Origin of the sequence: Streptomyces sp. CGMCC 4.7035 (assembly GCF_031583065.1) — a bacterium.
Taxonomy (GTDB): domain Bacteria; phylum Actinomycetota; class Actinomycetes; order Streptomycetales; family Streptomycetaceae; genus Streptomyces; species Streptomyces yaanensis.
In genome coordinates this window covers 1,750,164-1,764,366 of the sequence record NZ_CP134053.1, presented here as the reverse complement: position 1 = coordinate 1,764,366, position 14,203 = coordinate 1,750,164, and the positions used below count along the sequence as shown (strand labels likewise).

The following is a 14,203-nucleotide window of genomic DNA, read 5'->3' as shown; positions in this document are numbered from 1 at the left end:
GTAGACGGCCCCCAGGTCGGGCGCCGGCCAGTCGGTGGGCAGGAGTTCGGCGGGCAGTACGGGTCGGCCGGCAGATGGCGTACGAGGGCCGCGAAGGCGGTTGAGCGATCGGCAGGGCGCCCGGGTCGCCTGGGGTGTGCGCTCTCGGCACCAGTCCTCGCCTCGGCTACACCGCCGACACCGCGATTTCAGGCGGTGTCGGCGGAAGTCCGGACGGGTTCGGTCCTGCCCCCGTGGTGTGCCTCAGGGAGGGGGAGCGGCAGGAGTTGTTCGGTCCAGATGCATTTGCCCGTGGGGGTGTGGCGGGTGCCCCAGCGGTGGGAGAGGGCTTCGACCAGTTGAAGACCGCGTCCGCCTTCGTCGGTATCGGCGGCGCGGCGGATGTGGGGGGTGCTCAGGCTGCCGTCCGAGACCTCGCAGACGAGGACGTCGCTGCGGAGCAGACGGAGCCGGACGGGGCCTTTGGCGTGGCGGACGACGTTGCCGACGAGTTCGCTGACCAGCAGTTCACTGGTCATGGCGAGGTCGTCGAGGTCCCATGCGGCGAGTTGGTCCCGGATGAGCCGGCGGGCCTGGGCTGCGGCGGAGGCGTCTTCCGTCAGGGGCCAGGACGAGATGTTCTGGGGAGGGAGACGGTGGATGCGTGCGATGAGCAGCGCGGCGTCGTCGTAGGTCTGCTGGGTGGGCAGCAGAGTAGAGGTGAGGGTGTCGCACAGACAGTCGAGGTGTTTGGTGACCTCGTTGCGGTCCTTGTCGGGCGGCAGCTGGTCGGTGGCGGCGGTGAGGGTGAGCGCGAGGCGGGCCATGCCGCAAGTGATGTCGCGGATGCGGGATTCGATCAAGCCGTCGGTGTACAGCACGAGGAGGCTGTCCTCGGACAGGGAGAGTTCGGTGGTGTCGAAGGGGGGCGTGGCGGCGCCCAGGGGTGGGTTGAGGGCGAGCTGGGGGAAGTCGACGGTGCCGTCGCGGTGGACGATCGCGGGCGGAGGGTGGCCGGCGCGTGCGAAGGTGCAGGCGCCGGAGGCGGGGTCGTAGACGGCGTAGAGGCACGTGGCGCAGAAGTCGTCGCCGAGACCGTTGACGAGGTCGTTGAGGCGGGCCAGGAGTTCATCGGGTGGGAGTTCGAGGGCGGCCAGAGTGTGGACGGCGGTGCGCAGCCGTCCCATGGTGATGGCCTCGGGCAGGCCGTGGCCCATGACGTCGCCGATGACCAGGGCGACGCGTCCGGAGGACAGCGGGATCACGTCGTACCAGTCCCCGCCGACCTCCCCGCTGGTGGGCAGGAAGCGGGCGGTCGCGGTGACGGCGGGCGGCGAGGGCAGGGCTCGGGGGAGCATGCCGCGTTGCAGTTCCTGGGCGCGCGTGTGCTCGGTGTCGTACAGGCGGGCCCGTTCAAGGGCCTGGGCGATCAGCCCGCTCAGTGCGGCGAGCAGGGTGCGCTCGTCGTGAGTGAGACAGCGCGGCTGGCTCCATGTGATGCAGCAGAAGCCGATGACGCGTCCGGAGGCGAGCAGTGGCAGGAAAGCCCAGGACTTCTTCTTTCCCACGGCCACGTACTCGGCGGTCCCGGGGTAGTGCTGCATCAGCTCCTGCGGCGAGGGGAAGAACATCGGGACCTTGCGATGGAGGAGTATCTCGCGGACCGGAGTGTCCTCCGAAAGATCGAACTCGGCGATGAGTTCGTGGAACGGCGGCGGGTATCCGGTGCATCCGACCGCACGCAGGCGACCGTGTTCCAGGGCTTGAATGATCAGGCCGGTGGCGTCGAACGGCGGTAGTACGAGTTCATTGACCGAATTCACCACATCCTTGGCCGTGAGCGCCTTCGCGAGGGCGTCAGTCAGCTCCTCGACGCAGGCGGAGCGTTTCGCGGCGGCCTGTTCTGTGCGGTCTTCGGCGAGGAAGACCAAGAGGCCGTCGGGCACAGGGACCAGCCGTATGCGATACCAGGGCCCGGTTGGTTGCAGCTTCTCCTCGACGTCGATCGGTACGGTGCCCGCCATGGCCCGCCGGAAGAGATCCTCCCGACCGGACGTGACGCTTTCGGGAGCCGCCTCCCACAGCACGTGCCCGAGCAGTGACGGAGCGGGACCGAGGATGCCCTCCGCTTCAACGTTGAGGTAGGTGATCCGCCAGTCGGTGTCACAGGCGAAGAACGCGTCACTCATGTGCCGCAGCGAGCGGCCGATCGAGTCCCGGTTCAGGCGCGGTGCAACCTCCCACAGCATGCCGGCCACCCGGGCCGGCTCACCGTCTTCGTCGAAGACCGTCCGGCAGCGGGACTCGATCCAGCCGATACTTCCGTCGGCCGGGCGGCACACGCGGTACTCGATGACGGACAGGTCCCGGCCCTTCGCCACTTCTTCCATCCGGGCCCGGAACTCGGCCGCGTCATCGGGGTGGACGATCGCGAACCATTCCGCAGCTCGCCCGCTGAAGGTGCCCCGCTCCAGTCCGGCTGCCTCCAGGGCCGCATCGTCGCAGGTCAGGTCCCCTGTGCGGAAGTTCCACTCGTAATAGCCGACCTGTCCTGCCTTCACGGCCCGCCGGAGAACGGAGGCGGATTCGTCTTCCCCCAGGAAGGCAGGCGCAATGGACCGCCGCACACGGTGGACAATCCGCTCCCCCAGCCTGAAGGCGCCTGCTGCCGACCCGTGCAGCCGTCGCGTCCAGGCATGGTCCATGGGGTGCCGCGAAGTGTCAGGGTGGGGCCGCGCCGAACCCATTCGATCACCTGCTGCTGTGCTGGCCTACAAGCACGATTGTCAGCGGTTCCCAGGACGTATAGCAAATTGTAACAATCAGGGCATACGGGCGGGCCACCGGCAAAGCGGAGTTGCGCTGACCGCCGGAGGGGCGGTACGAGCAGGACCGCGGCGCCGAGACGCGCGCCGGCCGCACGGCCTACGCGCTCCACCAGGCCGCCGACCTCGTCACCATGCCGGTGAAGCCCCCCGCGCGCTGCCGCGTACCGGGTGATCGCGGAACTGCCGAACGGCGACGGTCAGCCCTCACGGATTTCGGTGGCGATCCCGTTGCGGACCGTCACGTCGGCCTCGAAGCCCTTCTTCGCGGCAGCCTCCAGTTCGGCCTCGGTGCACTTGTCGGCGGCCTGGCCGTTCTTGTCGCCGCAGACGGTGCCCGCGCCCCAGATCTCGGTGCCGTTCGACACGAAGAACTGCTGCTCCTGGTCCTTCCAGTCCCCCACCGTGTACTTGCCGGGCGCCAGGTAGTGCACGATCCCGTGCCACTGGCCGTTCACACCCTTGCCGTTGTTGATCCCCTCGATGGTGTTCGAGCTGCTCGACGACCCGGAGCCGGAGGAGCCCGAGCCGGAGGAGCCCGAACCCGACGACCCCGAGCCGGACTTGCCGGAGCCGCTGCTCGAACCGGACTGGTTCGAGGTGGACTTGCCGGAGCCGCCGGAACCGGCCGAGGCCGTGCTGTTGGGCGAGTCGGTGGCGCTCTGGTCCGCGGCGGTCTGCGTCGAAGTCGCCGTCGCCTTCGCCGTGTCGGCCGAGGAGGCGCTGTCGGCGCCGCCGCCCTGGCAAGCGGTCAGCAGCGCGGTGCCCGCGATGAACGCGGCGGCGGCCAGAACGGAGCGGGTGCGCAGGGGGGCCATGAGGAGGGTTCCTTCCAAGGAGAGCGGGGTGAGAGCGGCTGACACACACCCGTGAGTTGCTGTGCGATCACCATGCGCCGACCGGGAACCCTGTGACCAGGGAAGTCCTTGACCCATGACGTCCCTGTCACGGTTCCGGGACACTCGACATCCGCGCGGTACACACCTGTTGCGGCGACGCGGGAACGGAGCGGCCGGCGCGCAGGCCATGTGCTCCACGGTGCCCGGCCGGGGTGTCAGCCTCGGTCCTCAGTTCGGTGGCTGACAGAAGCTCACATTCGCGCCTATGCGGGCATATCACCCGTGTCAAGGTGAAACAGGCGACCTTCCCTGTCCCCCCACCAGCACACTCCAGGGAGCCCCATGCTGCACGGCATCGACGTCAGCGCGTACCAGTCGTCGGCGTACGACACGGACGGCCTCTCCTTCGTCTTCATCAAGGCGACGGAAGGGCGTTCGTATGTGAACCCCAAGCTCACCGCCCAGGTGAAGACCGCCCGGGACGCCGACTGCGTGGTCGGCTTCTACCACTTCCTGTGGCCCGGCGACATCACGGCCCAGGCGGAGTACTTCCTCGGCAAGACCCCGGAGAAGGCGGGCGACCTGCTGGCCGTCGACTGGGAGACGACCGGCGACGGCACGCATGCCACCACCGCCGAGAAGGATCGCTTCATCCACAAGGTGAAGGAACTCCGGCCGGACCACAGAGTGATCCTCTACACCAACCGCCACTTCTGGCTCACCGTCGACACCACCTCGTACGCCGGAGACGGCCTGTGGATCGCCGACTACGTCACCGCGGGCAGGCCCCGCATCGAGGCGGCGTGGCGCTTCCACCAGTACACGTCCGACCCCGAGGACAAAAACGTCGCGGACTTCGCCGGCAAGGCCGCGCTGCGCGAGTGGGCCACGAGCGCCTGAGCCGGAGCGCGGGTCCTCAACCCCGCCCGCCCGGCCCCAGGTTGAGCAGCACCTCGCCGAACTGGGCGGCGGTGAGCGCCGGTACGGGCAGCCGAGGTGCGGCAGGGCCGGCGCGCAGGCCGTCGAGGAGCAGGGCGAGCGGGCGGCGCCAGGCGTCCAGGGCCACCGTGGTGAGCGCGGGGACGGCCCGGCCCAGCGCCGCCAGGGCGAACAGCAGGTCCTCGGTGGTGGCGTCCGGACGGATCGTGCCCTGCTGCTGACCGCGCCGCAGCAGTCCGGCGACGGTCTCACGGTTGTGGGCGTGGATCGCCTCCAGCGAGGTGACGCCCTCCAGGCCCGTGGTCATCAGGTCGTTGGTGCCGCGGTCCGCGGCCAGCCCCGTGAAGACCGCCTCCAGGTACTCCGTCAGGCCCGTCCACGCGTCCTCGGCGGTCCGGGCCCGCTCGCCCGCCGCCGTAGTCTCCATCAGCGCGTCCCGGAAGACCTCGTCGACGAGCACGGCGCGGCTCGGGAAGTGGCGGTAGAGGGTGGCGTTGCCCACGCCCGCCCGTCGCGCGATCTCGTCGAGCGGGGCGTCCAGGCCCTGTTCGGCGAAGACCTCGCGGGCCGTCTCCACCAGCAGCTTCCGGTTGCGCAGTGCGTCACGGCGCCGCACCGGCGACGGGTCGCCCACCATGCCTCCCTCTTGTCTGCACCCTTGTCCGCATCCTTGTCCGCATCACTACCGGGGAGCACTCCCCGGTAGTGATGCTATCGTCGGCCAGGTAAACGGGGAGCACTCCCCGTTTACCTGGCCGAACCCAGCAGAAGGGGGAATCATGGCCGACACCGCACTCGTGCTCGGCGGCGGCGGACCGGTCGGCGGAGCCTGGCTGGTCGGGGTGCTCGCCGGACTCGCCGAGGCCGGGATCGATCTCACCGGCGCCGACGTCGTGATCGGCACCTCCGGCGGCGCCGTCTTCGGCTCCCGGATTCTCTCCGGGGTTCCGGCCGCCGAGTTGTACGAGCGCCAGCTCTCCGGGGGCGACGCGGTCCGCCTCCCCGTGACCCTGGGTCAAACGGCACGGTTCCTGTGGGCGGCACTGGGATCCAGCGATCCGCAGCGCTCCGTGAGACGCCTCGGCCGGGCGGCACTGAGCGCCCGGACCGGCCCCGAATCGGACGTCCTCGACACGGTCGGCGCGCTCCTCGGCGACATACACGACTGGCCCGAACGGGAGTTGCGGATCACCGCGGTCGACGCGCTGACCGGAGAGGTCATGGCGTTCGACGCGCACTCCGGCGTGAGGCTCCTCGAAGCGGTCGCGGCGAGCTGTGCCGTGCCGGTCGTGTGGCCGCCCGTCACGGTCGCGGGCCGGCGCTGGATGGACGGCGGCAGCCGCTCCACCGCCAACCTCCAGCTCGCGCGCGGCCATCGCCGGGTGGTGGCGATCGCACCGGTCCCCCACGCGGTCGGCCCGCATCCCAGCGCCGCGGAGCAGGCCGCCGAGCTGTCCCGCGAGGGGGCGCGGGTCGTTCTGCTGTCCCCGGACCGTGCCGCGCGCCGTGCGATGGGCCGCAACTTGACCGACGACGGGCGCCGTCCTGCCTCCGCCCGCGCGGGCCACGCCCAGGCCACCGCGCTCGCCGCCCCGGTGGCCGAGGTCTGGTACGGCTGACGTCCTGCCGAAACCACCGTCTACCCTCTGACCTGCGACTGAACGACGGTCGTTCGGAAGAGGGGAGCTTCTCGGCATGGGCGGAACGGTCAGCGCGGTCAGCAGTAACGGGACGTATTCGTTCACCAAGCCGAACCGGGAGAGCATCACGCTGGTCGCCGGATTCGGGGTGGAGGGGGACGTGCACGCCGGGGCCACGGTGAAGCACCGCTTCCGGATGGAGAAGGACCCCTCACAGCCGAATCTGCGGCAGGTGCACCTCATCCACGAGGAGCTGTTCGACGAGGTGCGGGAGGCCGGCTTCGAGGTGGCGGCCGGAGAGCTCGGGGAGAACGTGACCACCCACGGGATCGATCTGCTCGGCCTGCCCAAGGGGACGCTGCTGCGTCTCGGGGAGGAGGCGGTCGTCGAGGTCACCGGGTTGCGGAATCCCTGCGCCCAGATCGACGGCTTCCAGAAGGGGCTGATGAAGCAGGTCGTCGGCCGGGACGAGAGCGGAAGGGTCCGCTTCAAGTCCGGGATCATGAGCGTCGTCGTGACGGGAGGTGTGGTGCGGCCCGGCGACCCGGTCGAGGTCGAGTTGCCCGACGGGCCGCACCTGCCCCTGGAGATCGTCTGAGCCCGGGGAGTCCCTGCACGGAAGTCCGGTGCGCGGTCGGGTGACGCCCGCTTGCGCGCCGAACGGCCGGCGGCGGCCCGAGGAGGGCACATGACGAAGGGGCGCCCGTCCCGACGGAAGCGGAACGGGCGCCCCTTCGTCGTGGGCTCACTTGTTCAGGTACGTCCAGAACTCGTCGAACGACAGGACCTTGTCGCCGTTGAGGTCCCGGGACTTGATGATGGCCTCGGCCACCGTCTCGGTGACGTTCCAGTCGCCCTCCTGGGCCAGGGCGGACTTGAACTCGGCGGCGGTGATGAAACCGTCACCGTCCGCATCGATCCGCTGGAACTGCTTGCGTGCTTCCTCGATGTCCGCCACCGATCCGCCCCTTTTGTCGCGTTTCTCGTGTCTTGCTGTCGTACTGACGCAGGTCAGATTAACGGCCTGCGCCGGCCCGCAGTGCAGCGACCACCCAGGCGAACTCCTCGTTGGGCGAGGGCAGGGGCTCCAGACCGTTCACGATGGCCGTCAACTCGCGGTACCGGGCGATCTGAACGTTGGAGGCCGCCGTCAGACGCTCCAGGACGGATGCCCGGTCGGCGTTGCCGAGCACCTGGCGCAGCACCTCCTCGGCCTCCGGCGCCTCGGGGGCGATGCCCTGTCGCAGCGCCTCGCCCACGAGCCGCACCAGGCGGCTCACGAACCACAGGGACGTACCCGCCGGGACGTCCGGCCCCCGGTCCGCCGCGTTGAACTCGACCATCTTTCGCATCCTCGCGCGAAACCCCTCGTCCTGGATCAGCTCGGCCAGTTCCACCCAGGCGTCCACCTGCTCGGGCGTGGGGTCGTCGGGCAGGGTCGCGGCGGCGAACCGCAGCCGGCCCCGGATATCGGGGTCCACCGTGTCGAGTCCCTCGAAGATCCCCTCCATGAAGTCCTCGATGATCCGCTTCCGCTCGGCCGCCGACAGCCGCGCCAGCTTGTTCATGAGTGTCATCTCCTCCGCGGTCGAACCGCGTCGCGCCACGGTCGACAGCACCGCTCTGGTCACCTTGAGTGAACGGATCTGCGCGTCCAGCGCGGCCACATGCGCGGCCGCCACCTCCGCGACCGTCGTCTCGCCGGCCAGCACCGCGCGGACGTCGTCGAGGCCGAGGCCCAGTTCGCGCAGGGTGCGGATCAGCTCCAGCCGGGCCACACAGGCCAGGTCGTAGAGCCGGTAGCCGCCCGGGGAACGGGCCACCGGGGGCAGGGCGCCCTCATCAGACCAGTAACGGATGGTCCGCACGGTCAGTCCGGTGGCACGGGCGAGTTCGCCGATCGTGAAAAGGCCGGTGCCGTCTTCGATCATGTCTGCGAGTGTGGGCCTTCCAGTGGGTGGAGACTCAAGCCGGAGGAGACCGACCGATGCCCGACACTCTGCGGGACATTCTGGACGCGGCGGCCCGTGGAGTCTTCCCCCCGGCGGACGGTGGGACGACCGTCGTGCCCCAGCCCTCCCCCCGGGACGCGGGGGTCATCGCCTTCACGGCGCACTCGGTGGTCTTCACGGACGAGGATCCGGACTGGGTACGTGCGACGCTGGCGCGGACCGACTGCGACACGCTCGCCGCGACGATGAACGCGAGGTTCCTCACGGCGCTCATGGAACGGACGAGGCGCAGGACCGACACGATCGACGTGCTCGTGGTCGGGTCTCCCCTGCCGGGCCGGCCGCCGCTCCCGCTGGCGGAGATCGTCGACCCCGGCCATCCGCGGGTGGTCAGCTCCCGGAAGCGGCGGGACGACGTGCGGGTGTGGGCCACGACGGGCGGTGTGCTGGTGCTGGGGCGGGGGGTCGCGGGGCGGCTGGAGGTCGCGGTGGAGGTGGACGAGAACGCACGGCACCGGGGCCTGGGGCGGGCGCTCGTCTCGGCGGCGCGGCAGCTGGCCGCCGAGCCGGTCTGGGCCCAGGTGTCGGCGGGGAACGCCCGTAGTCTGCGGGCGTTCCAGGCGGCCGGTTACCGTCCGGTGGGATCGGAGGCGCTGCTCACCGCGGTGTGACCCGCACTGCCCGCCTTCACGTCAGCGGAAGATGCCCGTGTGGCCCAGCGAATAGCGGCCCGGCTGCGGGTAGACCGCCAGGCCGTGCGGGCCGCGGCCCACCTTGATGCGGGCGAGTTGCTCACCGGTGCGTGTGTCGATCGCGTACACCTCGGAGTTGTAGCGGCCGGACAGCCACAGGACCTTCCCGTCCGCCGAGACGCCGCCCATGTCGGGGCTGCCGCCGTCCGGCAGGCGCCACTTCTTGGTCAGTCGGTCGCGCTGGAAGTCGAAGACGGAGATGGTGCCCTCGCCGCGGTTGGAGATGTACATCTCCCGGGAGTCGCGGCTGATGTAGAGGCCGTGGGTGCCCTTGCCGGTGCGCAGGAAGCCCGGCTTGCCGAAGGTGTCGCCGTCCAGGATCCACAGGCCGTCGGCCATCATGTCGGCGATGTAGAACTTCTTTCCGTCCGGGGAGATCTTCACGTCCTGCGGCATCGCACCGTGGAACGGCAGCTTCTGCCGGCCGATCACCTTCATCTTCTCGGTGTCGACCTTGAGCAGCTCGCCGCTGAACTCGCAGGAGACGATGAAGTAGCGGCCGTCGAGCGAGAAGTCGGCGTGGTTGACGCCGTAGCAGCTCACCGGCACGGTCTTGGCCACCTTCATGGTGTGTGCGTCGCGGAAGACCAACTGCCGGTCGAGGGAGGCCATCACGATCGCGTACTTGCCGTTCGGCGTGAAGTACAGGTTGTACGGGTCGTGCACGTCGACGGGTTCCCCCGCCTCGCCGGTCTTCGGGTCGATGGGGGTGAGGGAGTTGCCCTTGTCGTTGTTGACCCACAGCGTCTTCAGGTCCCAGGACGGGACGACGTGCTGGGGCTGCCTGCCGACCGGGATCGTCTCGATGACCTCGTACGTCTCCGGGTCGATGACGGACACGGTGTCGGACTCGGTGTTGGGGACGTAGACGCGGGACGGGAAGTCCCGCACCACCGGGGAGAGCCGGCCCGGGCGGTCGGCCGCGTAGAGGTCGTGCTGATCGAGCACGGGCGGCATGCCGGGCAGCCCCTGGACGGCCCTCCGCTGCGGGCTGCGGGTGACGGGGCTCTTGGAGGCGGCGGGCTGGTCCTTGTGGGGGGATCCGCCGCTGCAGCCGGCGAGCGCGGCGAGGGCCGCGCCGGCGATCAGTACGCGGGTGAGGGTCGTGGGGTGCATCAGCTCAGCAGCTCCGTGGTGGTCACCGCGGTGAGGCCGCGGCGGTCGAGTTCGTGCAGAAGGGCGGGCAGGGCGGCGACCGTGTCCGGATAGCCGAAGTGCAGGCTCACCACGGATCCGTTGCGGATCTCGCCGATGACCCTGCGGGTGACGGCGGCGGCTCCCGGCGAGGTGTGGTCGAGCGAGTCGACGTCGTACGACAGGACGTGCGGGTAGCCGCTGCGGCGGGCCAGCCGTTCGACGAGCGGGGTGGCGCGCGGGGCGCGGGACGGGCGGAACCAGGTGCCGATGGACCCGGTCAGCCGCCGCAACCGGTCGGCGCACCCCTGGATCTCGGCGGCCGCGTCCTTCTCGGACATGGAGTTGATGCCGAGGTGGCGCAGGGTGTGGTTGCCGAGGTCGTGACCGCCGTCGAGGATGCGGCGGGCGACGTCGGGGTGTTCGTCGAGCCAGGTGCCGACCGCGAGCACTGTGATCCTCGCGCCCGCCTTCTCGGCCGTGTCGAGGATCGACGTGGCGAAGGAGGGGTCGCCCTGGCCGTGGAAGGTGAGGGCCACCCGGGGGCGGTCGCGGGGCCCGTGGGAGATCTGCGCGGGCTGCCGCGGGAGGGCGCGCGGCGTGGGCGCGGCGATCGGGGTGCCCGGGGCGCGCGAACCGGCCAAGGGGCGCGAGGCGTCGCCGGTCCGGGACAGGGAGGCCGGGTGGGCGACGGCGCCGCCGGGGGAACAGGCGGCGGCGAACGCGCCCGTGGCGGCGAGCCCCGCGCCCGCACGCAGGGCCGTGCGGCGGTCGGGCACCGGACGCGCGGTCCCCGTCTCACGGTCCGGCGGGGAGGGAGGGACGGGCGTGGTCACTCTCACCATTTAAGGGTGAGACGGTGCGGAAATGGGCGATTGCATGGATTACGGAAGGGCGGGTCGTACGGCGCACTGATGCGCGAACCACCCACAAGCCGCCCACAGGCATGGTTCTGTGACCGAACCCGACTGTGGGTCAGTCGCTTTCATCTGCGATAGTCGGTTGTGCGGCAGCCACCCATTGACCCGGGCACCGGTTCGTCGCAGGTGTCGCGGCGTACACCCCAACTTCGCTCCGCGACACCCGAAGAAGCCCTGGCCGTCCGGCGGTCGGGGCTTCTGCCGTGGACGCTGTCGCCCCCGAGGGCGGTCAGCGGTCGGCGACCCGCATCTCGAACCAGGTCGTCTTGCCTCGCGGCAGCAGATCGACGCCCCAGCGGTCGGCGAGCTTGTCGACCAGGAAGAGACCCCGGCCGCTCAGGTCCATCTCCTGGACCGGCATCAGACAGGGCAGCCCGCGGGAGGGGTCCCGGACCTCGATACGGATCCAGCCCCGGCGGCGGCGCATGCGCAGTCCGAAGACGCGCGCGCCGGTGTGCCGTACGGCGTTGCCGACGAGCTCGGAGACGAGCAGGACCGCGTCCTCGGTCATCTTCGGGGTGAGCCCCCAGTGACGCAGGATCACGACCTGGGCGAGCCGACGCGCGGTGGCCGCGGACTCGGGGCGGGACGGCAGGGGCACCTCCGCGTCGATGGGGTTGCCGAACAACTCCATCGCCTTCAGCGCCCGTTCGTCCTCGACCGCAGGCGACCAGCGCGCCGCGGTCGCACTCCCGTGCCGCCGCGGCTGTTCGATACCCTCCAGCCCCGCCATGACCCCATCATGGCCGCCCAGAGCGCCGTTCGGAGGCGTTACGGAAGAATACAGACCCCGGAATCGTACATTCCACACCATCCGATTGGCATATGCCATGAGCAATTCGGACCCCGTCGCACCCCAACTGGCCTGCGGAAACAGGCCAGTTGGCGGCAAGGTCCGAGCAACTTCCGCGCGGCAGACTTAAGGTTGCCTTAAGGCTTCCATAAACCGCCCCTTCGGGGGACGCCGGGTGAGACGTCGCGTCAACTGCAAGTGGATCAGCACAAATTCCTGAGCAATTCTCAGCTCCGACCGCCGGTTCAGACGAACTTCGCCTTGCCCGGCCCCTCTTCCACGAAACTGCGCATGCCGCGCTCGCGGTCCTCCGTCGCGAACAGGCCCGCGAACCAGTTCCGTTCGACGGTGAGACCGGTCTCGATGTCCGTCTCCAGACCCGTGTCGATGGCCTCCTTGGCGGCGCGCAGCGCGATCGCCGGCCCCTGGGCGAGCTTCGCGGCCCAGGCGTGCGCCTCGGCGTACACCTCCTCGGCCGGTACGACCCGGTCGACCAGGCCCAGCGTCAGCGCCTCGTCCGCCTTCACCATCCGGCCGGTGAAGATCAGGTCCTTGGCCTTGGAGGGACCGACCAGACGGGCCAGCCGCTGGGTGCCGCCCGCGCCCGGGATCAGGCCGAGCAGGATCTCCGGCTGCCCCAGCTTCGCGTTCTCGGCGGCGATGCGGTAGTCCGCGCACAGTGCCAACTCACAGCCCCCGCCCAGGGCGTAGCCGGTGACGGCGGCGACGACCGGCTTGGGGATGCGGGCGACGGCGGTGAAGGAGTCCTGTAGGGCGCGGGAACGCAGCACCATCGCGGCGTGGTCCATGCCCTGCATCTCCTTGATGTCCGCGCCCGCCGCGAACACCTTCTCCCCGCCGTAGATGACCACGGCGCGCACGTCGTCGCGGCGCGTGGCCTCCTCGGCGAGCTCCTTGAGCCGGTCCTGGGTGGCGACGTCCAGCGCGTTCATGGGCGGGCGGTCCAGGCGGAGCGTACCCACGCCCTCGGCGACTTCGAGATGTACGGTCATGCCAGGAAGGTTAACGGGCACTAACGCGAACGGGCCCGGTGTGCTCGCTCACAGCGGCACACCGGGCCCGTTTCACCGGACCGGACTTACCTGGTCCGCACTTACTTGGTCCGCACTTACTTGGTCCACTCGGCCCAGGACATGTTCCAGCCGTTGTACCCGTTGTCGGGTGCGACCGTCTTGTCGTTGGAGTGCTTCACGACGACGACGTCACCGACCATCGAGTTGTTGAAGAACCAGGCCGCCGGCACCGAACCGTCGTAGCCGCCGCGCACATCGCGCAGGCCGACACAGCCGTGGCTGGCGTTGTAGTTGCCGAAGGCGCCGCCACCCCAGTAGTTGCCGTGGATGAAGGTGCCGGAGGTGGTCAGGCGCATGGCGTGCGGGACGTCCTTGATGTCGTACTCGCCGCCGTAGCCGACCGTCTCACCGTTCATACGGGTCACCGCGAGCTTCTCGCTGATGACCATCTGGCCGTTCCAGGTGTCGTAGCCCGGCTTGCCGGTGGTGGCCGGGAGGGTCTTGATGACCTTGCCGTCGCGCTTGACGACCATCTTGAGCGTCTTGACGTCGACCGTGGAGACCTGGCTGCGGCCGATGGTGAAGCTCACGGTCTTGGCCTGCTTGCCGTACACCCCGGGGCGGCCCTCGACGCCGTCGAGGTTGAGGTTCACGGTGACCTTGGTGCCGGCCTTCCAGTACTTCTCCGGGCGGAAGTCGAGGCGGTCGTTGCCGAACCAGTGGCCCTCGACGTCGACGGCCGGCTCGGTCTTGATGGTGATGGCCTTCTCGACGTCCTCGGGGTGGGTGATGCCCCGGGTGAAGCGGACCGAGAACGGCATACCCACGCCGACCGTGGAACCGTCCTCGGGCGTGAAGTTGCCGACGAAGGTGTTCTTCGGGGTGAGCGTCGTGAACGACGACTCCTCCGCGGAGGTCAGCCCGGCGGAGTCCTTGGCAACCGCGTGCACCTTGTACGTGGTGGCCGCGGCGAGGTGGGACGAGGGCGTCCAGCTGGTCCCCCCGCCGGTTATCTTCCCGGCGACCTCCTGCCCCTTGGGATCCTCGACCTTTACCTCGGTCAGCTTGCCCTTGGCCGCGGTCACCTTGAGGGCGCCGCTGGTGTCCACGGACTTGGCGCCGTCCTTCGGCGCTATGGTGACGACGGCCTGTGACTGCTTGCCGCCGGCCGAACCGGAGTCCTTGCCCTGCGCGGCCCCGGACCCCGAGCCGGTTCCCCCTCCCCCGCCGCACGCGGTGACGGCGAGCAGCAGCGCCCCGACCATCACCGTCTGTGTCCTCTTGCGCCCCCGCGCACCAACCGACGCCCCCGATATCGGTCGCCCGTTCACGTTCCTTCTCCCCTCGCACGGCCTGATGAGGCCCGCACTCAAGCGCGACCCGCGCGCGCATTGCG

14 protein-coding genes are annotated in these 14,203 nt (G+C 69.9%); 4 read left to right on the top strand and 10 right to left on the bottom strand.

The features are described from left to right. Positions 1-188 precede the first annotated feature (188 nt). Together Q2K21_RS07370 and Q2K21_RS07365 are read right to left on the bottom strand one after the other, a co-directional pair. Complete coding sequence (locus Q2K21_RS07370) at positions 189-2,540, bottom strand: SpoIIE family protein phosphatase (protein ID WP_310767281.1); 2,352 nt, start codon at positions 2,538-2,540, stop codon at positions 189-191. 464 nt (positions 2,541-3,004) lie between these two features. Beyond that, on the bottom strand, positions 3,005-3,622 hold the full coding sequence (locus Q2K21_RS07365) for a hypothetical protein (protein ID WP_310767277.1): 618 nt from the start codon (positions 3,620-3,622) through the stop codon (positions 3,005-3,007). Positions 3,623-3,985: 363 nt separating this feature from the next. Here Q2K21_RS07365 and Q2K21_RS07360 point away from each other — a divergent pair, with 363 nt between their 5' ends. Continuing rightward, the gene (locus Q2K21_RS07360) at positions 3,986-4,543 is read left to right on the top strand and encodes a glycoside hydrolase family 25 protein (protein ID WP_310767274.1); all 558 of its coding nucleotides are present in this window, start codon (positions 3,986-3,988) and stop codon (positions 4,541-4,543) included. 16 nt (positions 4,544-4,559) lie between these two features. On the opposite strand, the gene Q2K21_RS07355 is transcribed toward Q2K21_RS07360, so the two are convergent. Beyond that, positions 4,560-5,219, bottom strand: a complete 660-nt coding sequence (locus Q2K21_RS07355) for a TetR/AcrR family transcriptional regulator (RefSeq protein ID WP_310767271.1) — start codon at positions 5,217-5,219, stop codon at positions 4,560-4,562. A gap of 142 nt (positions 5,220-5,361) precedes the next feature. Here Q2K21_RS07355 and Q2K21_RS07350 point away from each other — a divergent pair, with 142 nt between their 5' ends. Together Q2K21_RS07350 and Q2K21_RS07345 are read left to right on the top strand one after the other, a co-directional pair. Beyond that, positions 5,362-6,201 (top strand): patatin-like phospholipase family protein, encoded by an 840-nt coding sequence (locus tag Q2K21_RS07350; protein WP_310767268.1) that lies wholly within the window; start codon positions 5,362-5,364, stop codon positions 6,199-6,201. Positions 6,202-6,277: 76 nt separating this feature from the next. Continuing rightward, positions 6,278-6,820 carry an MOSC domain-containing protein gene (locus Q2K21_RS07345; protein WP_310767265.1) on the top strand — a complete coding sequence of 181 codons (543 nt, stop codon included), beginning with the start codon at positions 6,278-6,280 and terminating at the stop codon, positions 6,818-6,820. A 147-nt stretch (positions 6,821-6,967) separates the two neighbouring features. Here the strand turns inward: Q2K21_RS07345 and Q2K21_RS07340 are convergent, their stop codons facing one another. Next, positions 6,968-7,180: an EF-hand domain-containing protein gene (locus Q2K21_RS07340; RefSeq protein WP_310767263.1), complete on the bottom strand. Its 213-nt coding sequence runs from the start codon at positions 7,178-7,180 to the stop codon at positions 6,968-6,970. 58 nt (positions 7,181-7,238) lie between these two features. After that, positions 7,239-8,153, bottom strand: a complete 915-nt coding sequence (locus Q2K21_RS07335) for a MerR family transcriptional regulator (protein ID WP_310767260.1) — start codon at positions 8,151-8,153, stop codon at positions 7,239-7,241. 56 nt (positions 8,154-8,209) lie between these two features. On the opposite strand from Q2K21_RS07335, the gene Q2K21_RS07330 reads away from it, so the two are divergent. Next, the gene (locus Q2K21_RS07330) at positions 8,210-8,845 is read left to right on the top strand and encodes a GNAT family N-acetyltransferase (RefSeq protein ID WP_310767257.1); all 636 of its coding nucleotides are present in this window, start codon (positions 8,210-8,212) and stop codon (positions 8,843-8,845) included. Between the two features lie 21 nt (positions 8,846-8,866). Here Q2K21_RS07330 and Q2K21_RS07325 read toward each other — a convergent pair whose 3' ends face one another. The 5 genes from Q2K21_RS07325 to Q2K21_RS07305 all read right to left on the bottom strand — a co-directional run bounded on the left by Q2K21_RS07325 (position 8,867) and on the right by Q2K21_RS07305 (position 14,138). After that, the gene (locus Q2K21_RS07325) at positions 8,867-10,042 is read right to left on the bottom strand and encodes a YVTN family beta-propeller repeat protein (protein WP_310767254.1); all 1,176 of its coding nucleotides are present in this window, start codon (positions 10,040-10,042) and stop codon (positions 8,867-8,869) included. Then, a complete protein-coding gene (locus tag Q2K21_RS07320; protein WP_310767251.1) occupies positions 10,042-10,905 on the bottom strand; it encodes a polysaccharide deacetylase family protein in 864 nt (287 codons plus the stop codon). The genes Q2K21_RS07325 and Q2K21_RS07320 overlap by 1 nt, the downstream gene beginning before the upstream one ends. A gap of 304 nt (positions 10,906-11,209) precedes the next feature. Then, positions 11,210-11,713: an ATP-binding protein gene (locus Q2K21_RS07315; protein ID WP_310767248.1), complete on the bottom strand. Its 504-nt coding sequence runs from the start codon at positions 11,711-11,713 to the stop codon at positions 11,210-11,212. Between the two features lie 305 nt (positions 11,714-12,018). Then, complete coding sequence (locus Q2K21_RS07310; RefSeq protein ID WP_310767246.1) at positions 12,019-12,786, bottom strand: enoyl-CoA hydratase/isomerase family protein; 768 nt, start codon at positions 12,784-12,786, stop codon at positions 12,019-12,021. 116 nt (positions 12,787-12,902) lie between these two features. Further along, the gene (locus tag Q2K21_RS07305; protein WP_310767243.1) at positions 12,903-14,138 is read right to left on the bottom strand and encodes a L,D-transpeptidase; all 1,236 of its coding nucleotides are present in this window, start codon (positions 14,136-14,138) and stop codon (positions 12,903-12,905) included. Positions 14,139-14,203: the final 65 nt, after the last annotated feature.